General features: G+C 47.3%; 16 protein-coding genes. 3 read left to right on the top strand and 13 right to left on the bottom strand.

The features are described from left to right. The first annotated feature begins 106 nt into the window (after positions 1-106). Complete coding sequence (locus tag ACUN27_RS09445) at positions 107-1,201, top strand: polysaccharide pyruvyl transferase family protein (RefSeq protein ID WP_326060384.1); 1,095 nt, start codon at positions 107-109, stop codon at positions 1,199-1,201. Continuing rightward, positions 1,188-2,087 carry a glycosyltransferase gene (locus ACUN27_RS09440; protein ID WP_315951802.1) on the top strand — a complete coding sequence of 300 codons (900 nt, stop codon included), beginning with the start codon at positions 1,188-1,190 and terminating at the stop codon, positions 2,085-2,087. The genes ACUN27_RS09445 and ACUN27_RS09440 overlap by 14 nt, the downstream gene beginning before the upstream one ends. Positions 2,088-2,156: 69 nt before the next feature. Here ACUN27_RS09440 and ACUN27_RS09435 read toward each other — a convergent pair whose 3' ends face one another. The 5 genes from ACUN27_RS09435 to ACUN27_RS09415 form a co-directional block, all read right to left on the bottom strand. After that, positions 2,157-3,635: a sulfatase-like hydrolase/transferase gene (locus ACUN27_RS09435; protein WP_445558791.1), complete on the bottom strand. Its 1,479-nt coding sequence runs from the start codon at positions 3,633-3,635 to the stop codon at positions 2,157-2,159. A 27-nt stretch (positions 3,636-3,662) separates the two neighbouring features. Continuing rightward, positions 3,663-4,502, bottom strand: a complete 840-nt coding sequence (locus tag ACUN27_RS09430; protein ID WP_326060386.1) for a carbohydrate ABC transporter permease — start codon at positions 4,500-4,502, stop codon at positions 3,663-3,665. After that, positions 4,499-5,440: a carbohydrate ABC transporter permease gene (locus ACUN27_RS09425; RefSeq protein ID WP_326060387.1), complete on the bottom strand. Its 942-nt coding sequence runs from the start codon at positions 5,438-5,440 to the stop codon at positions 4,499-4,501. Before ACUN27_RS09425 ends, ACUN27_RS09430 begins: the two co-directional genes overlap by 4 nt. Positions 5,441-5,531: 91 nt before the next feature. Then, complete coding sequence (locus ACUN27_RS09420) at positions 5,532-7,013, bottom strand: ABC transporter substrate-binding protein (RefSeq protein WP_326060388.1); 1,482 nt, start codon at positions 7,011-7,013, stop codon at positions 5,532-5,534. A 163-nt stretch (positions 7,014-7,176) separates the two neighbouring features. Continuing rightward, entirely contained in the window at positions 7,177-8,547 is a 1,371-nt protein-coding gene (locus tag ACUN27_RS09415) for a response regulator transcription factor (RefSeq protein ID WP_326060389.1), read from the bottom strand. A gap of 89 nt (positions 8,548-8,636) precedes the next feature. Between ACUN27_RS09415 and ACUN27_RS09410 the strand changes: the two genes are divergently transcribed. Beyond that, positions 8,637-10,289: a cache domain-containing sensor histidine kinase gene (locus ACUN27_RS09410; protein ID WP_326060390.1), complete on the top strand. Its 1,653-nt coding sequence runs from the start codon at positions 8,637-8,639 to the stop codon at positions 10,287-10,289. 667 nt (positions 10,290-10,956) lie between these two features. Here ACUN27_RS09410 and ACUN27_RS09405 read toward each other — a convergent pair. From ACUN27_RS09405 to ACUN27_RS09370, 8 genes are all read right to left on the bottom strand, one after another. Then, on the bottom strand, positions 10,957-11,646 hold the full coding sequence (locus ACUN27_RS09405) for an LrgB family protein (protein WP_326060391.1): 690 nt from the start codon (positions 11,644-11,646) through the stop codon (positions 10,957-10,959). After that, on the bottom strand, positions 11,639-11,992 hold the full coding sequence (locus ACUN27_RS09400) for a CidA/LrgA family protein (RefSeq protein WP_315951807.1): 354 nt from the start codon (positions 11,990-11,992) through the stop codon (positions 11,639-11,641). Before ACUN27_RS09400 ends, ACUN27_RS09405 begins: the two co-directional genes overlap by 8 nt. A 16-nt stretch (positions 11,993-12,008) precedes the next feature. Next, positions 12,009-14,093 (bottom strand): hypothetical protein, encoded by a 2,085-nt coding sequence (locus tag ACUN27_RS09395; protein WP_326060392.1) that lies wholly within the window; start codon positions 14,091-14,093, stop codon positions 12,009-12,011. Positions 14,094-14,129: 36 nt separating this feature from the next. After that, positions 14,130-15,014: an NAD(P)-dependent oxidoreductase gene (locus ACUN27_RS09390; protein WP_315951809.1), complete on the bottom strand. Its 885-nt coding sequence runs from the start codon at positions 15,012-15,014 to the stop codon at positions 14,130-14,132. A 50-nt stretch (positions 15,015-15,064) separates the two neighbouring features. Beyond that, entirely contained in the window at positions 15,065-15,946 is an 882-nt protein-coding gene (locus ACUN27_RS09385) for a carbohydrate ABC transporter permease (protein ID WP_315951811.1), read from the bottom strand. Positions 15,947-15,980: 34 nt separating this feature from the next. Beyond that, the gene (locus tag ACUN27_RS09380; protein WP_379172534.1) at positions 15,981-16,898 is read right to left on the bottom strand and encodes an ABC transporter permease; all 918 of its coding nucleotides are present in this window, start codon (positions 16,896-16,898) and stop codon (positions 15,981-15,983) included. A gap of 566 nt (positions 16,899-17,464) precedes the next feature. Further along, positions 17,465-19,816, bottom strand: a complete 2,352-nt coding sequence (locus tag ACUN27_RS09375) for a helix-turn-helix domain-containing protein (RefSeq protein WP_445558790.1) — start codon at positions 19,814-19,816, stop codon at positions 17,465-17,467. A 129-nt stretch (positions 19,817-19,945) separates the two neighbouring features. Beyond that, complete coding sequence (locus tag ACUN27_RS09370) at positions 19,946-21,508, bottom strand: extracellular solute-binding protein (RefSeq protein WP_315951817.1); 1,563 nt, start codon at positions 21,506-21,508, stop codon at positions 19,946-19,948. Between the last annotated feature and the right edge of the window lie 176 nt (positions 21,509-21,684).

Below are 21,684 nucleotides of genomic sequence, written 5' to 3'. Positions count from 1 at the left end.
GCTGTCGACTAAGTGTCGACAGCCTGATTTCTATGAATATATAACATATGTGTAAACCTTGAATATGATGTAGTTGTAGCAACTTTTTCTGAACGGAGGTCACATCTTGGCCAAACTATTATATTTGGGTGAAATTGGGTATCGAAATGCAGGAGACGAAGTCATGTGGGACATCTTCAAGCAGGAAACCAGACGATTCATCCCCAATGAATTGAGCTTGTTGGAAGCTTGCAGGCAAGAGTATGCGCATATCTCCGGCTACGATATCATCGTCCTTGGCGGCGGCTCTCTGCTTGCTCCAAGTTATATTTCCTTGCTTAGCAAAGCGATGGAGCTCAAGAAATCAATCTATATTTGGGGCTCAGGGGTCGATAAAATTGCCGGAAGAGCCGGTCTCGATAGCTTACTAAACAAGAAACAAATGCCAATGAACATCGTCGATCCAAACATAATCAACCAATTAAATAAAATCATTTCATATTCTCGCTACACAGCCGTCAGAGGGCCGCTAAGCCACCGATTTCTACAATCCATTGGCGTGAATACATCGAAAGTTCAGATTAGCGGAGATCCCGCTTTCTTACTGCAACCGGGCGATAGAGCTAAAGGGTTATTTACGCAATACTTCGATCCGCAAGATGCGGTTGTCGGCATCAATTGGGGAACGGCGAATAATCAAATTTTCGGAGGCAAAGAGGACATTGTCGAAGATCAGCTTGCAGCAGCCGCTAAGTTATTGATCCATAAAGGCTACTCTATTCTTTTATACAATGTATGGCCAGAAGATGTCCCGGCTAGCAAACGGTTATTAAATAAAATAAACAGACCCGGCAAAGTGAAACTCGCGGATACCGTGTATCCTTATCAACTTATGGCTTTAATCCAAAAGTGCCGCTTTACCATTAACTTAAAGCTTCACGCTGCTATTTTCTCTGCCGTTATGCAGGTACCCTTTATCTCATTAGGTTATCGCTTCAAAATGTTTGACTTCGCAGCCTCTATCTCCATGCTGCCCTTTGTCATACCAACCGATAACCCTTCCGTAAACCTTGAAATCCTGCGTTTATCCCAAGACATTGAAAAGAATCACGCTACTTTGGTTCAAACCATGAAGAAAGAAGTCAACAAATATACAGGAAGGCTGTCCGCCGCCTTTTTTGTAAACACGTTAAGAGAGGAGCTGCGCAATGGACGCCAATGAAATAGCAAAACCGCAACCCGCCATTTTAATGTGCTATGGAAAAACTCCGTACACCCCAGGAAGATACTTAGAAGACGCTTTTCGCCGAATTGGCGTCCGAGTCGTTCGAATGGAAGAAACTGTTGATTTTGCCGCGATCAACTTGAGCTCCTATCTGGGCGTACTCTTTGTTGAAAGTCCCTCTCGCCCGAAAGTGCTTGTCAAAAACATACATCTCGTTACCATTCCGAAACTGTTCTGGATCCATCACGGTGAAAATCGTCTAAACGCGAACATTGAGATGTGCGGATGGTATAAACCGGATCTGCTGCTCATGGCTCATTCCCTACATCTCGCGCATCAGTTCCCGGCTCCGGTTCGTTTCTTCCCGTTCGGCGTTGATCCGCATATTTTTCACTCAGCGACTCCTTTGGTAGAACGGCCGTTTGACATTTCTTTTGTCGGTGGACAAAGCGCCTTGTACCGTACGCGGGAGGCCAGAATGAAATATATGGAAACGGAACTCAAGGGCAAACGAACGGTTTCTTTCAATAAAAAAGTCTTTCTTCATGATCTGAGCTCACTTTACGGGAAATCCAAAATTGTTTTTAATCATACAGCTGATTCGATTAAGGCTTTCAATATGCGGATTTTCGAAGGAATGGGCTGTGGGGCTTTAGTTTTTACGGACTATGCGCCCGAACAGGAAATGCTGTTTCAGGACAGGACTCATTTCGTGTTGTATCAATCGAGGAATGATTTGATGAATAAAATCGATTATTACTTAAATAACCTGCAAGAAGCACAGCTTATTGCAGGTAAAGCTCAAAGCTATGTACGTCAATTCCACACCTATGACCATCGAGCCGAGCAAATTATAAATTGGATGGAAAAACTTAGAGCCTAATCCATCCCTAAATCATCGCAGATGAAGGGGCAAGCGACGCCCCTCATCTTCGAACGATATCAAAGCCTGCTAAAAACGGTGGTTGGTCTTGTGCGGGACTACATCCGCCGTTTCCTGATAAAAAGTCAACATCCGGTCCTTCAGTTCAGCGAGTACGCCGGCGAAAGAAGGATCATTTATCCGATTGACAGTTTCGCCGGGATCGCTTTGCAGGTCGTAAAGCTCATCCGACTCATATAAGCGCCTTACATACTTATGTGTTTTGGTGCGGCACATGACGGCCTTTGTATGCTCCGCCTCTTCACTCTGCTGCAATCCTACTCGTGGCCAGTACAAGCCGGTTGGCGTCGTTTGGGTGACACTGTCCTTCTCCATGCAGTGAATTTCACCATGGATTCTGCCGCCCTCGCAAAAGACGGCATCGCGGTGCTCATCCGTTTCCCCGGCCAGAAGCGGCAGAAGCGAACGTCCGAAATGAGTGTGCTCCGGTTTCAAGTCAAGTAACGCCTCGACCGTAGCGGGAAAATCAATTAATTCCACCAGAGCGTCGCTGACTCCCGGTACAATGGGAATGTGTTTCGGCGGTTTAATAACAAAAGGTACCCGGGTTAACGTATCCTCAAACGTATTCTGCGTTTTCTCCACGATCCCGTAATCTCCTGTGAAATCACCGTGATCGGAGAAGAAGAACACCGCTGTTTCGTCATAAATACCCGCTTTCTTCAATGCATCGAGAAGCAGCCCGAACTGATGATCCACTCGGGAGCACATACCGTAATAAGTCGCCCTCAGCTCGTCCCAGCGTTCCTCCGTCCATCTTTGAAGATTCTGCCTTTCGTAAATCCCCTTAAGCAGACTCGGCTTGCCTTCCCAATTGTCGGGTGCCGGAATCCTCGGCGGCAGCTTCTCCCTGTCAATCTGGCTGAACCAAGGCTCCTCCACACCGTAAGGCGGATGAGGGTAAAGCAGTGGCAAGTAGAGGCAAATCGGCTGATCCTCGGGAGCATTCTTGATAAATTCAATGGCTCCTAATACATTCGCCCAATCGTTGTCATAATAAGCTTCCTCGGCTGGATCCTTCTCAAGTTTGCCGGCATAGAAAGAGTAATAGTTGTCCCCTTCCGGCTCGCCCCTCCACTGATCATATCCGTGCAGATTCGTCTCCGGGCGCGGCTGCTTCTCCGGTTTATATTTGATATCACAGTAAGCGTCATAGCCATTCTCCGCTGGAACCAAGTCATTCTTCCCGCCCCACCATACGGAGTAGCCCTGCTCTTTTAACGTGCGCAGAAGAACCGGTTCATCCGGCTGCATCATATGGAACATGGTGCGATGACCCCGCACATGGGGATACCAGCCACTCATAAACGAGCATCGGCTCGGTGTGCACACTGGGTTTTGGCAAAAGGCGCTGCGGAACGAAACGGCCTCGATCTCCACCAATCGGTCGAGCACCGGCGTTACCGCCGCAGCGTTTCCGACATGCCCAAGGACGTCCCCCCTCCATTGATCAGGATTGAATATAACGATATGCGGTTTTTTTTCCATTCAGAGCAGCCTCCCTGGCTAAATTTATTATCCTTTGACCGAACCGGAAATACCTTCTATGAAATATTTCTGAAATGCAATAAATACGAGGATAACCGGCACCAGCGAAATGGATGCGCCCGCAGCCATACCGGACCAGTCTATCGTATGCTCTCCAGCAAACGAAAACATACCAACCGCAAGCGTACGCAGCTCGGGTTTATTCAGTGTAAACACCAACGGAACAAAAAACGAATTCCAGGTCCAAATGAACTGCATAATGACTGTGGTCGCGATAATCGGTTTTGATAGAGGCAGCATGATCTGCCAAAAGATCCGGAAAAAACCGCTCCCGTCCATCTCCCCGGACTCCTCCAGCTCCTTTGGTAAGCCATGGAAATAAGCCATGAACAGCAGGATGAACAACACATGGGCACCGGAGGATTCCGCCAAAATGACACCAGGCATCGTATTGAGGAGTCCCAATTGTTTCACGATCAAATACACTGGAATAATGGTATATCCCTTCGGTATAAACATCGTAGCGCTGAAGATAACTATAAGCACCTTTCTTCCCGGGAAGTTGACGCGACCGAGCGCATAGCCGGTCAACATGCACAGCAAGGTAACAATAATGACTGTCGATACCGTCACGATCACCGAGTTTATGAAATAATCGGAGAAGTGGCCAACCTTCCATGCTCGTACATAGTTCATCCACTGCATAGATTCGGGAAAGAGCTTTAAGCCCGAGGTGATATACTCCTGATTCGTTTTCAAAGAAGAGAAGATCATCCAAATAAAAGGATAAATCCAAATGAAGCCGAATACCGTCAGCAGGATGTGAAGCAATCCACTCGCCAGATAACCTTTCTTTCTTGTCATCATCCCCTGCCTCCTGCCTGCTGCAGCCATTTTACAAGAAGACCAAGAAGTCCAGTCAATATAAAGATGGCAACACCAAATACAATACCGGCCGCCGACGCATACCCGATCTGTGGGAAGCCGCTTGTGCTGAAGGCGAAATTGTAAATGTACAGATCCACCGTCTCTGTCGCGTAGAAGGGACCTCCGCCCGTCAAGGTTTTGACTAAATCGAATACATGCATACTGTTGACTACTGTTAGCAAAAGAATAACAGCACCTACCGGGGCAAGCAGCGGAAGCGTAATATGCCGCAGCGTTTGTACGCCATTCGCCCCGTCTGTTTTCGCCGCTTCGTAAACATCCTTGGGCAGTGATTGAAGCCCCGCCAGCCAATAGACTAGCACCATGCCGAAAAATTTCCACGAGCCGATCAGAATCAGCACGAACATTGCGGTATCGGCCTGACCAAGCCATGGAATTGGTTTGGAAAGAGCTCCCAGCCCCATCAGTGCCTCGTTAACTAACGCATTTTCGTTGCCGAAAATGAATTTCATGACGATCCCCACAGTCGAGGTGGTTGTTACAACCGGTAAAAAGTATACCGTCCGGTAAAATACCTTGCCTTTAAATAGCGCCTGGTTCAAAACGAGAGCAAGCATGAGCGTAGTCGGCAATAGAATTAATGTCTTAGCTGTCATATAGATTAGACTGTTGCGAAAGGCATTCCAGAACGCTTGTTCATGAACTAACTTGATGAAATTATCCAATCCGATAAAATTTTCAAGAGGACCGAATCCGCTCCATTCGTAAAAAGAGTACACATAGCTCATCACGATAGGATACACGGTGAACGCGAGGAAAAATAACACCTGCGGTCCGATCAAGGCGTAGGCCCATAAGTAGCGGATTCGCATCCGGCGGGAAACCGGCCATCGAATCATGGATGCAGTGCGACTCACGGAATTCCCTCCTTCTGGGCTGTAGCTCACAGCAGTAATCAGGCAGCCTCGGGCGTAAGCCCTCCACTGCCCTGCTGCCAGTCGCACGCGCTTATTTTTTCAACTCGTTATATTTGTCTGTCGAATATGGTTGCAGCGGGGTCCAGTTGGGGAATTGGTAATCCGACGGCTGCACCGGGGTTCCGGATTTATTCACTTTGTCTATGGATTCCTGCAACGCTTTGTTATAACCTGACGTCAATTGCGAAAGCTGGGCTTTCACATCCTTGACTTGACCGGCTAAATATCCCTCAAGAATTTTACCGACCGTTTCCTTCGGCTTCTTCCCATTCAGTTCCGTATTCACTTGGACGGCTGCACGGTTGCGCGTGAACGGGTGCGGTGAGAGGACAAATGTTTGGTCCTGAATTTTCTGGGCTTCAACAAATGGAGGATTGTCAATCTTCACCGTCTTGTTCTGTTCGACAATTGGTGACCCCTCTACGCCAAGCTCCAGCTGTTTCGTGTAGTATCGATCCATGTAAAACTGCAGGAACAGCTTGACTTCCTCATAGTGCTTCGTATTTTTGCTTACATGAAGCGTCGCCTTCGTTTCTCCCTGGAACGCATAATATTGAGGCTTTCCGTCCTTCGTTGGCAATGGGGCGACGCCAAAATCGTTAAATTTGTTATTTTGCTGCAGCTCTGAGGACAAAAACGTGCCGTCGATGACGAAAGCCGCCTTGCCCCCGGCAAATAAACTGGATGCTTCCCTGTAATCGATAACCAGACTGTTTGGATGAAGCAGCTTATCGTCCTGAAGTTTTTTAATAAACTCGATGCTCTCCACATACCCCGGAGAATCAAATTCATACTGTCCTGTTTTCAAATTAAAACCGTCATTAGGAACGACCTCCGGTTTAATCGCCGTCGCCATTTGACCTAAATAACCACTGGCCAGCCAGTCGGTTTTAATTCCCAAAATTAATGGATATACATCACTGCCGCTTTGTTTGATTTTGGCACCGACCGCCACCAAGTCGTCCCAGCTCTTTGGCACGTCTTTCTCGGATAAGCCCGCGTTTTTCAGCACATTTTTGTTGTAATAAAGTACGTGAGCGTAACGACGTGGTGTGAAATGAGGCAAGGCATAAACTTTTCCATTCAACGTGGTAAAACCCTCGGTCCAGGTTCCCTCGTAGAACTTATCCTTATAACCTTGTACAGCATCGTCAATATCGCGAATAAGACCAAGACGATTCAGTTGATCGACAGGAACCGCATTGGCGTTGGCGAAAATATCCGGCAGGTCGTTGCTTGCTACTGCAGCCTGCAGCTGGGTTGCATATTGAGAAGATGCGATTGCGGGCAGCTCTACCTTAATATTCGGATATTTATCAGAGAATTCTTTGATTGCTTGCTCCAAAGCTTGCTGTGACTCCGGCCAACGGTGCCAAAACTTGATCGTAACCTGCTCTTTACTTTGACCTTCTACCTTCTGCTCAGTACCACTTGTGCCATTATTCGAGCAGCCGCTGATGGCCATCCCTGCAGCCAGCAGCCATACAAAGCTAGTTAACCCTCTTTTTTTCATAGATCCTAACCCCTCCGACAAAATTATTCACATCGCCGGTCTTCCGGTAGACATCCATTTAAAACACATTGGTATACTTGGTTTTAATGTAATCTCATCATACGGCATTTGAAGACGGCTAACAGCGAGAAAAATTTAGCCTATAGGCGAATTTTTTAACCGTTTATTTTTCTCCAATGCTTGAGCCATGCTGTTTCCGGTAGTCCCCCGGCGTCATTCCCCACTCATTTTTAAATAAGGATGTAAAATATCGATGATCCTGGTAGCCTAAGCTTTCGGCAAGCTTCGCAATTGGCTGATCGCCGGAAATCAGAATCCGCTTCGCCTTTTCCATTCTCTTCCTCGTCAGGTACCTGACAAAATTTAGCCCAGTTTGCTGCTTAAACATGCGGCTTAGGGTTACTGGATGTACGCCGACCTCCGCCGCCAACGATTCCAAGGTAATGTCCATGTCGGCGCGCAGCTCCAGAAGACTCAATGCCTTTTCAAACCAATCAGCGGAGCCTCTAGGAACAGTCACAGGATGCAGCTGTTCAAAGCGCTTCATCACCCACTCCTGCAACCAGGTCCTCAGCTCCTGCCAAGTCGCATAGCGCTCCACCTCCCGCAGCCATGTCTCCTTAGGTCCATACTCCAAAATGTTAAAGGTTTGCCCTTCGGTTAAGTCCGAATCGAGTAGAGAAACCAGCTTCGCGCATTCCTCCCGAACCACATTGGCCTGCAGACTCTGCAGCTCCTGGATCCACAGGGACAGATCTTCATTCAACTTCTCCCGATCCGCTGTCTTCACCGCTCGAACAACACCCAGCCTAAGTCCGCCTGCTGAATCCGCATTCAATCTGAATCGTCCACGATGCAAGAAATCTTTATCAAAAAACCGTTTCGTTTCCCAGGTTTTCCACTCCACCGGCCACAGTCGGGTAAGTTCGCCCGAATCTCGAAAGCTCCCTCCACTGTAAGATGGCTCTACCGCCACAATCAGGACTCTCTGCCCTTGGCATTCAAATCCGCAAATGGCTTTACCATGAGTTTCGGCATGAACCAGTTCATCTTCGAATATAATCGACTTTCGAACACGATCGTCGAACCAGTAAGTAATGTTCCTATAATATAAACCTTCGATCATCGTTGTTCCCAGCGCGCCGTTCAGTTCCATTCCCAGCTGTTGGGTCAATCGATCGTAGGTCAAATGCACGAGCTGCTTGATTTCATCGACATCAGCGGGTTTAAGCAAATAGTCGGATGCACCGAAATGTACCGCTTTCTTCGCATACTCAAAGTGGTTGTAGCCCGTCAGCATGATAACTTTTGTCTTAGGCAGCGCGTTCATCACATTCGCCAACATCTCGAGACCATCCAATTCAGGCATTCGAATATCCAAAAAAACGAGTTCAGGACGTATGAGCTTGATTTGCTCCAGTGCCTCGTATCCATAACCTACATCAAAGACATTGGCATAGGGGTGGGATTCCGTTAATTTCATTACGATGCTGTGCCGAACTTCTTTCTCATCATCCGCTACACAAATTTTCATATGAAGCCACCTCAACAGCAATTTTTATTGTAAACTAACAGAGAATCCGCCATCAAAACTACAAATAGCCCCCGGAAGGAGAATGCTTTGTGCGCAGCTCACTCCGAGCCCTGCCACTTTCATTGAAATACAAAATTTTAGTGATAGTGCTTATTATTACAATTATACCTATCCTGCTCGCCAGTTTAAGCTGGCACTATCAAATGGTTCGCTCCAGCCTGCTTCATTCTTCAGCCGTCTCATCGGAGTTCGCCCGCTATGCTGCCAGAGAGGTCTCGCAATCGGTTCAAGAAATTAACCAATCCCTGGACCCGCTTGTGATTGATTCGAGTTTTCAAAAGTATATGAATATCCCTAAAGACGATATCGTCAGTCAAGCCGGCAGCATCCTTACTTTTCGCCCGAAGCTAGACCCCTTGCTCCAATCCCATCCGGAAATTGAGGGCATCATTTATATGGATAAAGAAGGTAAGATATTATATAATTCCAATCAGAAAAGTATGAATTATAGTTATGACTTTGCTTCGGATCCGCTTTTTATGAAAGCAGCTTCCGTGTACAAACCCGTACTGAGCCAACTGCATCAAACACTCTATACGCTTGGCCCTCCCCAAGAAAGTATTTCACTTATTAGGCCGGTTACTTACCTAATCAGTGGGGAAATTAATGCGTGGCTCATCGTTGAAATCAAAGCTGAACATTTTCGAAGCCTTATGAATGGGACTTACGAATCTGGCGACGGTCAAATCCTATTATATCACCCCGCTAGTGGAAACGTCATATCCAAACAACCGCTTTCCGGAGAACTTCATGATAATCTCGAAATCGCTCTTCATAAAGGCGGAGTACCGAACGAAGAGCTCTTATTTGAATCAGAGGGTGAACACTTTGAAGTTATTGCCCAAGAAATTGCTCCCACAGGTTGGCAAATGGTGTTATTAACCCCCTTCGACGCGATAACGCAGGGCGTTAAGGAATCCAGGCTGTGGAGCTTACTCATTGCCTTTCTAAGCATGCTCGCCGCGTGTTTTATCGCGTTTCCGCTGATTTCCGGGCTGCGACGAGTCGAACACCAACTGTATGCATCCAAAGTGAAAGAAAAAGAAAAAGAGCTGCTGCTGCTTCAGGCACAAATCAATCCGCACTTTCTATTTAATACGCTTGAAACGATTGAATCTTTGGCAATGAAGCGGGATGGTGAAGCCGTTCGCAGCGTGGTGCAAAGCGTATCACGCATGATGAGATATAACGCAAAGAGTGATCACGGCTGGTCTACCCTGCGCGATGAAATGGCTTTTGTTACTCACTTTTTAAAAATTCACCGGCACCGAAACGGCGTAGAGGTCGCTTGTGATTGGGAAGTGAGCCCGGATCTATTGGACTTGCCGGTTATGAAGCTCGTCATCCAACCGTTTATCGAAAATGCTCTTAAATATGGTTGGACTCCTGTCATGAAGGCAGATGATTTTAAGTTAGTTGTTCGTATACATAGGCAAGAGACCTGGCTCTTTTTCCGCATTGAAAACACAGGCAACTCCATAAAGGATACGGATTTAGAGAAAATCAACAAGATGACTCGTGGAGAAATGGACGACGATGATCCTTATTTTCATCAGCATACCGGGATATCCAATGTTTATCAACGGCTCGTGCTCTCCTACGGCGACTCGGTCTTGATGCATTTCTCAAAGCTGCCTGATCAGGGCACCGTCGTAGAATTTCAGATTCCTTTCCATACCTGAACCACTGGCTGCAAACAAGTTTTACTGGAACTACAGGGCACTATTTATGCGATATCTGGAACAGAACTACAGGGCTAGACGGAATAATGTCTTCTGTGTCCGTTACAAATAATTACTACTGGGGATGCGGGTGGTGAAATGCTGTAGGTGGGTTTGATGGCACTTTAACTAGTTAGATTCTATTGGAGGAATTCATGATCCTTTAACTATCTTGCTACTTTTGGCGGGATCATACGGCTAACGGACTGAGATGACCTTATTCTCCATTTTCCCGGCAAAATTAATATCTAACGGACTCCAGAGCCGCTATTGGCCAAGAAAATACCTCAAATAGCAGCAAATTCAATAAATAACGGCGCTCCAGTCCGTTAGCTCCTCAAATTCAGTCCAATAGGCGGAATAACGTCTTCTGTGTCCGTTACAATAATTGCTATTGGGGATGCAGGTGGTTGAGATGCAGTTGGTGAGTTGATGGTACTTTAACTATTTAGATTCTATTGGTGGGATCACGCTACTTTAACTAGTTCCCGCTATTGGAGGAAACGGTTCATTCGTTAAGGAATAGCGCATCGTAGTTCCCCTTACGCTCGGACAAACTGTTACGGCATTGTTTTTTTTGTAAAAAAGCTGCCCCTACGGTCATTACAGACCTTTGAGACAGCCTCGTTTACTGCAATATCCAATACAACGGAATAACAAGCAATGAAATAAAAATCCCGGTTGCCGCCATTGCGAAACCGCTGACACCGGCCTGCAGCTCCGATTCTTTGACCAGCCTGGCTGTTCCGATCCCATGAGAAGCGGTTCCGATGGCTGTTCCGATCGCGATATCGGCCCTGACGCCACACAGCCTTAACAATTCAGGGCCAATCATGCTCCCTATCAGACCTGTCAACGTTGTCACGATAACACCTAGCTCGGGGATGCCGCCCAAATGGCGGACGATTTCAACCGAGATCGGTGTCGTCACCGATTTAGGGATCATCGTTACCCAAATGTTTTTCGCTGCTCCTAAGCTCCACGTTATGCCACCCGCGCAGACTAACGCGCTGATGGAACCGGTTGTAAGCCCAGCTAGAATAGCCGGCAGATTACGGCCAATCGACCTCGTCTGCTTGTAAAGCGGCACGCCCAAACCTACCGTAGCCGGACCCAACAGTAACGCAATATAATCCCCGCCAACCCGATATGATTCATAGGGGATGCCACAAATAAGCAATATCGCAATAATACCCGTCGATGTGATGAAAAGGGGGTGCAGCTTGCTCCATTTTTTGTGCAGCCCTTGCGCGATTGCATACACGATAAGCGTTAATGAAACGCCAAACATCGGCTGTTGAAAGAACGCATTACCCACCTGAGGAAACCTCCCTTTTCTTCAGCATAGCCGACGTCACCCAGCCGCTGACGAGCAAGCCGACGAGCGTACTGACCACAAGACTGAGCGCAATCTGGAGCAGCATGCTTTGGAGCAGCGGCCACACGGCCAAGATCCCCACGATATAGGGAACAAAAAAGGCAAGCATATGGCGCAGCAGAAACTGCGTGCTGGTTTCCACCCATTCCAACCGGACGATGCCGCTAAACAGAGCCAGCGTAAACAGGATCAATCCAATAACATTACCGGGAAGCGGAATGTAGGCGAAATGCTGCAGCGCAATTCCCAGCATGTTAAATCCCAGCAAAATGGCAAAACCACGCATTGAAATAAACTCCTTCTTATTTTTCGAATCGACGTGCCAATTCAATATCCGCTCTCACATCTTCCAAGTAATAGGGATACCCGAAGGTGCGTTTGACTCGAGCCATAAAGTAAGGCTTATTATGTAAGCTCCAGTAATGTCCGAGTTTTTCCCAATGCGCAGCTGCCTGCTCCAAGAGGGTAACGGCCTCGGCCTTATGCCCGGTATGTTCGTTTAATTTAAAGCGATTAAGCTCAAGAGAGGCTTTAAATTTACAGGCATAGTACCTCGACATCTCTACGTAGGCAAAAAGGTCGTGAAGTGTGCAAGCAGCATGACTGCAGCATAACTCACCAAGCTCGTTGGACAGCTTGATGGCGACACGTTCGGTCAGATCGGCAGCCTCTTGCAGCAGCTTCACGATATCAACAGGTGTTTCACGGTACTCTTCGAGCAGTCTCTCTGCGCTGTCTTCCCGTTCTGCTTTTGCATATTCGGCTATGGACATAACACCGACCCCAGGCATAGGTACAGCGTTCACGAAATCCAGAATTGTCTTGAAACCGCTGACCTCCGACAAGCAGCTTTCGGCATGCCACTGGAAATCATAATCGATCCAGAACAAGCGGTTGACAGCCGGTATGACAGAAGAGGCGCTTCGCAAGCCTTCCAAGAAAAGAGGCGCATGAACCGGACCGTAATGGGACTTCAATAGATGCACCCAAACGCCGTCACTTGTCTCAGGGTCGTACGACAGCCGGCCCCAGAGCTGAAACTGGAAGCTATGCCGTTCAAAATCGTACTTCCATGTCTTGTGCCCATGCTCAACATGTTGAAAATCGTTGCCCCACAAGTAACCGTCTGCTCCCCAGTAGAAGCCTTTCACGTGCGTCTTAATCATGCCCTTGACATAAGCGCGGACGTACTCGGGATCTCCCCACCGATGGGTGAACACGTCGTCGTTGCGAACCGTGTACAGAATGTTGGTCTTCTCCAGGTCGATGCCCTCCCAAGCACCCCAGAGACGCTCAAATTGAGGCTCCGGATGGGAATAGCAATGGGCATTCGAATATTTCCAGCTGATATAAAATTGGTCGGAATCGAATTGGCTCTGCACCATTTCTTTAATTTCTTTGCCCGCATTCTGCATATTGGTGCGATGAATAAATGGGATGTCTCTTCCCGACTGTTTGATCGCCTCCACATACGTCTCGACAATCCACTTCTCACGTTCATACCCGTTGCCGTCCATCCATTCGCTGGCCGAAGTCCCTAACCCTTTCAGCTCAGGATAAGTGAGCAGCAGCTGAAGCACCATTTCACGAATGTAATCTCTAATCAATTCTGATGCACCGCGAAAGCGATTCAGCGGGTATCCAACCCGGTGAATCAGGTTATCGTACATATTGCCGAAATCTCCTACAGCTTCAGGGAGCCCCAGACCTTTCGCCACTTCCGGGGTTATACGGATGTTCCAAGTAAAGAGATAAATGTCGATCCCTCTGTTGGCGGCATAACGAAACATCTCCCGGAAGAACCGGATATTCTGATTGATTTCTGAATCGCTATACGGATTGGCATCTCTGAATTTCGGAGAGACAACCATCCGGTCGTAGGGATGCTCGGACCACAAACTTAAACAGTTGTACCGGTTTAGCGCGAGCATATCGATATAAGCTTTCCAAAAGCCAATATCCATGCACGTTCCCTCATTCAAGACGAATGGATCTCCTGAATCAAAAGGTGCGTACGGCAAATTAAATTTAATGCCGCGCAAGCGTAGTGCTGGCTTACGGTACATCTCTTCCCCATCCGCCAATTCCGCTCCGCGTGCCAACCGTTCTGCGTATTCCAGACATCCGTACATAAGTCCACGAGAATCAGCGCCTTCAATGCGGATCAATTCCCCTTGACGGGACAGGCGAAAGGCCTGCTCTTCACCGGGGGTTTCGCCCTTCTGTACACGTAGTTTCTGAACGACGATTCCCCGTTCAGGCGTCAGTACCAAGCCTTTGCCGTTATACTGCTCAACGAAAAACTGTCCCCTCGCATCCAAACTCTTCTTGATTTGATTCATGCCGAACAGGATCATCTCATCCTGGTGGTCGTAAACGAGTTTCATAGACGTCCCTCCGCTTCATTAGAAATTCTGGCGATTCTAACGGTATATTTTGACCAATGCCTGCGTACCGCTGCTCTCTTCCCCTGTTGCAGCCAGCCTTTCATACAGGGTCTTTGCCAGCGATAGCCCGTATGCCTCAAGCCCCATATCTTCAGCTGACTGCAAGGCAATGCCCAAGTCCTTGATCATATGCTTGACATAAAATCCCGGCTCATAATTACCTTGAATAATCCTTGGTCCAAGGTTGCTTAACGACCAACTCCCGGCAGCTCCGGTCTCTATGCTTTTCAGCACCCTGGTAGGATTCAAACCCGATCGTTCAGCATAAACCAACGCTTCGGAAACTCCCATCATATTGGCTGCTATTGCTATTTGATTGCACATCTTTGTGTGTTGACCAGCGCCTGCTGCTCCTTGATAGACGATATTGCTCCCCATCGCTTGAAAGACAGGCAAAACGGCTTCGAAAGCCTCTTCGTCACCGCCAACCATAATGGATAGCTTCCCGTCTCTAGCTCCAATATCTCCGCCAGAGACTGGTGCGTCCAACGATTGTAGTCCACTTTGCCGTGACTCCTCGTAAATCCGCAACGCCAATGCTGGACTTGAGGTCGTCATATCAATCAAATAGGAACCAGGTTTCGCAGCAGTTACAATTCCTGAAGGTCCTAGGAAAATATTCTCCACATCACTGGGATACTCGACCATGGTAATCGTCACATCCGCATTGCGAGCTACGTCCGCAGCCCCATCTTTCCATATTGCGCCTTCTTGCAACAAATCTTCCGCCTTGCTTTTCGTTCGGCTGTATACGTACAGGCCATATCCGGCCTTCATCAGATTTCGCGCCATGCTTTTGCCCATTACTCCCAGACCGATAAAACCGATTTTGACTTTTCCTGCTGATGCTGATTCATTCATGTTCATACCCATCCTTTGACATTAAAATTGTTGTATAGATCAACCTTCAATCACCCTTTGACAGAACCCAGCATGACACCTTTGGCAAAATGCTTTTGCAAAAAAGGATAAACAAGCAGGATAGGAGCCATAGCCAGCATAATAGCCGCCATGCGGATCGTTTCCTGAGGCACAATCCTGTCGTCTCCGCCCGCGCCCGCTTGTCCGACACCGGTGGAGTCCGAATCGATGACAAGGGATTTAATCAACACTTGAAGCGTCCACTTTTTGGAATCCGAGATATAGATAAGTGCGTTGAAGTACGTGTTCCAATGAGAGACAGCAAAGAACAGCATAAATGCGGCAATTGCCGGCATCGACAGTGGGATGATGATACGCAGAAATACCCCAATCTCCGTGCACCCGTCAATGCGTGCGGATTCCTCGAGCTCCGGCGGGTGCGACTCCAGGAAGCTTTTAATGACAAGCAAACTCCACGCACTGGTAAGCGTTGGCCAAATCAGCGACCAATACGAGTTCAGCAGTCCCAGCTGCTTGATGAGCAAATAGCTCGGCAATATGCCCGCATTAAACACCAGCGTGAAAATGACGGCTGCCAGTAAGATCTTTCTTCCCGGAAGTGTTTTCTTGGTCAACACATAAGCGAAGCTGAAAGAGACAATGAGATTCAAGATCGTTCCGATGACCGTGACGAACACCGTGCTTTTCAGCGCATGGATAAAGCTGTTGGTCGATAAAATATATTTATAAGCGGACAGTGACCACTTGTCTGGAAACAAATAAAATTTCAGCGGGATGTACACCTTCGGATCGGTGAAGGATACGCTAAACACATAAATAAATGGAAACAAACACACAATCGAGATCAAGGCCAACAGAGAATAGTTCACATAATCAAACATGGTTAGTTTCTTTTTGGCAACAAAGCTCATCGTTCCATCCTCCCTTTTTCAATCCCTGATCACCTTAATATATCCCCTCGTGCCCCAGCTTCTTCACAATATAGTTGGAGACCAAGACCAGTACCAAACCGACCACGCCTTTAAACATCCCAACCGTCACACCGATACTGACTTTTCCTTGCAATACGCCAATGCTGTAGGCATACGTATCGAATACTTCCCCTACGGAAGAAACAAGTGGGTTCATCATCAGAAGCACCTGCTCGAAGCCGACATCCGCCATATGCCCCAGACGCAAAATCAATAAAATAATGATGGTAGGCCGGATGGCAGGCAGCGTTATGTGCCAGATTTGTCTCCAGCGGCTTGCTCCGTCTACGACAGCTGCTTCGTACCGCTGGGGATCTACCCCCGCCATCGCAGCCAAGAAGATGATTGTTCCCCAGCCGGCTTCTTTCCACATATTTTGTGCGGTAATAAGCGCCCAGAAATAATTAGGATTGGATAAGAAGGCGATCGACTCATGCCCCCAGCCTGTAATGACTTTGTTCACGATCCCCACATCCGAAGACAGGATGAAGAAGGTTAGACTGACAACGACAACCCAAGACAAGAAATGCGGCAAATAGACGATAGATTGGTTAAATCTTTTAAACGCCTCATGTCTCACTTCATTCAGCATTAGGGAAAGCACAATGGGAACGGGAAACATGAAGATTAAACCAAAGATGTTGATCGCAAACGTATTGCGCAGCATGATATAAAAGTTGGGGTCCGAAAACAGCTCGACGAAATGCTTCATCCCCACCCATTCACTTCCGCTGATTCCTGCATAGGGATTATACTCGGTAAAGGCCAGCACTAGCCCCCACATCGGAGCGAATTTAAAGACGATGAAATACAGCACGCCTGGTAAAGCAAGTAAATAGACATATTTGTGCCGGGCCAAATTTGTCCAGCTGCGGGAGTGGGTCTTCGCCATGCCTTTGGTCGTTAACTCTGCTGTCGACGGCATCATCTTGCACCTCTCTTTTTATATTCCTGGATGTTCTGATGTTCTACGTTCGGATTCATGTAAACCCTTTCATTACAATATCTACTATATAACCGGACTGTTAGGCATCCTATAGACAATTCTTGAGAAGCCTGTGCAGACTGTGCGAACGTCAATATTTGTCCTTGCATCAAAATCTGTCCGGTATCGACGATGCACCCTTGAGGAACTACAGGGCGCTATTCTAGCAAATTCAGCCCGTTTCCGCGTTCGAGCAGAACTACAGGGCGTTATTTGAACGCCTCATCTCGTTTTCTTTAAGAAAACGGACAAATAGCGGTCCACAGTTCCCCTCCGCACGAAATAGAACCTATTTCGATGAAATAGCGCCCTGTAGTTCCCTTCGCCGGGAGGAACCGCCCAAACAACAATTTTCATGGGCTGGAGGCGCTCAACACAAATATAGGGGTAAGCTTCGCTTACCCCAGCACCCAAAAGAGGCTGCCCCCGCCATTGTCATGGCTATTGGAACAACCTCACCTATTCAGAACCTATTAACGTTGACGTGTCCGGAACATACTCGGAGACATTTTGATAAACCGTTGAAAGATACGATTCAGGTTACGCTCGGAATACCCTACAGCCATCGCGATTTCACTTACGTTTTGATCCGTTTCCGTGAGCAGCCTCTTGGCCTCATCGACCTTGCACTCCACAACGAAATCAAGAAAGTTGACACCCATCTCCTTTTTAAAAAGACGGCTTAAATACGAAGGGCTGAGCCCTACTTGCTCGGCGCATTGCACCAATGACAAATCGCTGCCGCAGTTCTCCCGAATATGCTTGCATACCTGCTGGATAACGGATTGACCGGATTCATTCCGGTAATTCGTTGCCAACCAGATGTACATCGGAAATAAACTCCCGGCAAACCAATCCGCGATTTCCTGCGACGTCTGCCTGGTGTGAAGCTGCCCAAACCAGTCGTGATCCAAGATATCGAGAAGTGTCGCCCCTTGCTTTTCCAAAGAGGATATGAGCGTGGATAGCAGTAAATGATAGCTTTGATAAATAAAACGATAGGATTGGGAAGCGCGAATCGCTTCGGAAAAAGCGGCCAAACCTTCCGCAGCCAGCTCCAGCTCCCCTTTATCCAAAGAGTCAATAATGGCGGTTTCGAATTCCCGAGGGTAACGGAAAGCCGTCTGCTTTTTCTCATTTTCCAAATGCTCAATAAACAGGACGTTCTTCGTATGGTTGAATATGCGATACTGCAGCGCGCTTTCCGCTTCTTTACAAGAAACCGGCACATCCTCGATGTGAAAGTAGAATCTGCCGACGCCAGCCGTCGCTTTCATCGACAGGTGCTCCTTCAAGGAGTCGCAGACGGATTCCGCATATTCTTCTGTAAGTCGAAGCATCTCTTCTTGCTCCGTATCGGCCCTGAACTGCAGCAGCGCTACCCCCCGGCCTCTGTCAGGAATCACATACCCGCGCACGCTGGGATAAGTCTGAATGATTTCTTGCATGACATTGGAGATGACAAAGGCAATGATCCCCTTTTCATCCGGCCGAAAACGCTTCTCCCTCGCAATATTATCGGCATCCACGATGATGGTGACATTCGTCGCATGTACGGTAATGCCATTGGCTTCACAATCGCGAAGCAGCGGCTCTTTTCTTAAGTATTCTCCGTTAATCAACTGCTGAAGAAATTTCTCCCTAAGTGTAGGTTGAATACTAGCCATAAAACCACCTAGCTTTTCCGTTTCCATGTTTAGAAAATCCAGACATTCCTTGATATAATCGAGTTCGTTTTGTTTATTTTGGATTTGCCCGATCCTCAGTGCCTTGCTGTGCTTCATCAACTGCCCGATGGGGTTATAAGCGCGCTTCGAATTGAAATAGGTCAATACGACTCCGAAAGTAATGAAAATAAACAAAAATAGAAGGGTTACATTGCGTATCCAGTTCAGCTGGCCGGCAATGGTTTTCTCAGGTACGATGGTAACGTAAATTCGCCCGTATATATTTTTGGTATATAAAAAATGAGCTTGTTCTCCATCGATGCCTTTGCTCAGGAAACTGCCTGTATTACTGCTTCTATCGTTGATACCGTCTATGCTGTCCAAACCTTTCAATAAAGGAAGAACCTGATCGTAGCCCAGCTCCTCACTGCCAGGAATGACTTTATGATGAATGACGAACAAATTCTGTCTCATCGGCAGTAAATACGTGTCGGAATCCAAAAATTCACTGATCGCAGACTTTTCAATTTCAAAAGCGAGAATTCCTTGCGCTTGACCGTCCCCCATATTAGGAAGCCGACGGGCAAATGTCACGTAACCGTCCTTCTGCGCAGAAGGCAAGTAAGCCCACTGAGAGAGCTCTCCGCTAGCGATGATAGTATCAATATCATTTTTATAGGGATAAATCTCTTTTTCGATAACCCCATAACGGTTCGATAACACCACATTTTCCACAGTATTATAAAAATAAACTTCATCAATAAAGCTGTCGCTATTTTTGACCAGATTGATTTTATCCAGGAAATCCCGATGCCACAGCCAGCTGTTGTCTTGATTCGGGTCTAGAAAGAAGCCCGTTAGAATAGGGTCAACTGCGAGCTGAAGCGATTCCTGCTCAATGGTCTGAAAAATTCTCTCCGCACGATCCTTCATGCTCGATAACGACGAATTGCTTTCGTTCATGATTTGCTCTTGCGCCCGGTTCATAGCAAATTGATAGTACACTGCACTAGCCAGTATTAAAGGAATGCAAACAGAAATGCATCCAAGCCAAATCAGCTTATACAAATACCTACCCTGACTGGTGACATGTTTGGAACCTGACTGACGAATGTGTTTTATCCAGTTAATCATATTGCCCCCCACATCCATTTGCATGTTTATACTGTCTAAGTATACTTCGCTTTGTCATAGGACGAACCCTTTGGCAGCCGTTATTCATTTAAGCCCTTTCATATAGCAAAGAGGAGTCTAAGGCGCTAGCCCGCGATCTCCTCCAGCTTATTCTTATTTGCCGAAATACTGCTTGTAGCTCTCTGCAAATTCCTTATAGGCTTTCTTCAAATCCTGATTTTCATTCAGTTTATCTACATAACTCTTGTACTCTTCCATCGTAATCTGGCCAACAATCGCTTTCGTTGCCATAGCCTGCCATTCCTTCTCATACTTTGGCCACACGTTAGTCCACGTAGTGGAATTGATAATCGAGAATGGATTAAGCTTTCCTACTTGTCCGTAGACTTCGACTTCTTTCATTTTGGCATCGTTGTAAGCTTTCGGCGCTGAAGGATTGAGTACTTTCATCTTGTTGTTAAACGCCAGCGAAAATACCTGATTCGCATTAGTAGTGACCTGTTTGACTCCCAGATCTGTCAGCTGTGGTTGGCCATCCACGACTTTATTATGCACACCTTCGATACCGTAATAGTTGAAATCCGTATACTCAGCCGTCGTGGTTTTCTCAAAATAATCAAGAATTTGCTTCACTTTTGCTTCCGGCACCTTTTTGGAAATATAGAATGCGCCGAATGTCGGATTCGCCAAACTGACCGTCACACCGCCTGGCCCTTTAAGTGGCGGGAGGGTGATGACTTTCGCGTCGGGCTGTGTCTTCTGGTTCATCTGTTCCCAGGTATAATCGCGCCAGATATTTCGTACATAGGAGGCGGCGCGCCCAGTCGCGTACATTTCTTCCGCTTGTGTTTTCTTCATCGAAGAGAATTCTTTCGCCAGAATACCGTCCGCATACAATTTGCGAAGCCATTCGACCATTGCGGTATAATTAGGAGTCAATTGATTCTTGATCAATCCGCCATCTTTATCATAAACCGGGTTAAGCGCGCCAAAAGCTCCCGAATACGTATCATCACCGTCAGCCAGTAAGAAGCCATGACCGATGATGCCAATTGTATCCTTCTTGCCGTTGCCGTCTACGTCGCTGTCCACAATCTTCTTCAGATCTGCCGCATACTCATCAATCGTTGTTGGGATAGGCAGGTTCAGCTTATCCAGCCAATCTTTGCGCATCTTAATGCCCAAATCGATTTGTGGACGGTTGCGAGGAATGCCGTATACCTTTCCATCCAATTTCATATAGTTCCACACGTTCGGGCCGCTGTTATTTTTCATGTTCGGGTATTTGCTGAAATCGCCGAGGAATGGCGTCAAATCCCAGAAAGCTCCTTGATTGATGGCCTGAAGCAAAGTAGGCCGGGTCATATTAGTGGATACAATAATTTCAGGCAAATTCCCCGACGCCAGCACCAAGTCAAATTTTGTATCGTAATCGCCCGATGGCACCCATTCCACATTCAATTGGGTATTGGTTTTCTTCTGCCATTCCGTCCAATACTCATCATTCATGTTCGGCACATCCGCATAAGAAGGAACAAGGAACTGAAGTTTCAACGGCTCCGCTGATGCTGGTGTCGCCTTATTTGAATCCCCCTGTTTCGCCACATTGTCAGTACCTCCCGCCGGTGCACTGTTATCCCCACATCCTGCCAAGACGCCAACTGAAAGCATGCTAGCCATTATCATACTGAAACACTTTCGATACAGTTTCGACATCGGAACCCCTCCTCAAGTTATTTCGAATCGCGTGACCATTCGCAAGCACTCTGTATTTCGGTAACGCTTACATTTCTTATTCTAGCTTCTGATCCGGAAGCACGTTAGCGACACTTCTTGTTATTGCGGCTATTTGGAGCCAACCGCAAATTTTGTCCGGGCGTGAATAAACTGTC

Source organism: Paenibacillus sp. WC2504 (assembly GCF_052682475.1).
The sequence above is the reverse complement of the archived record's forward strand: the minus strand, read 5'-3'. Positions and strand labels throughout refer to the sequence as shown.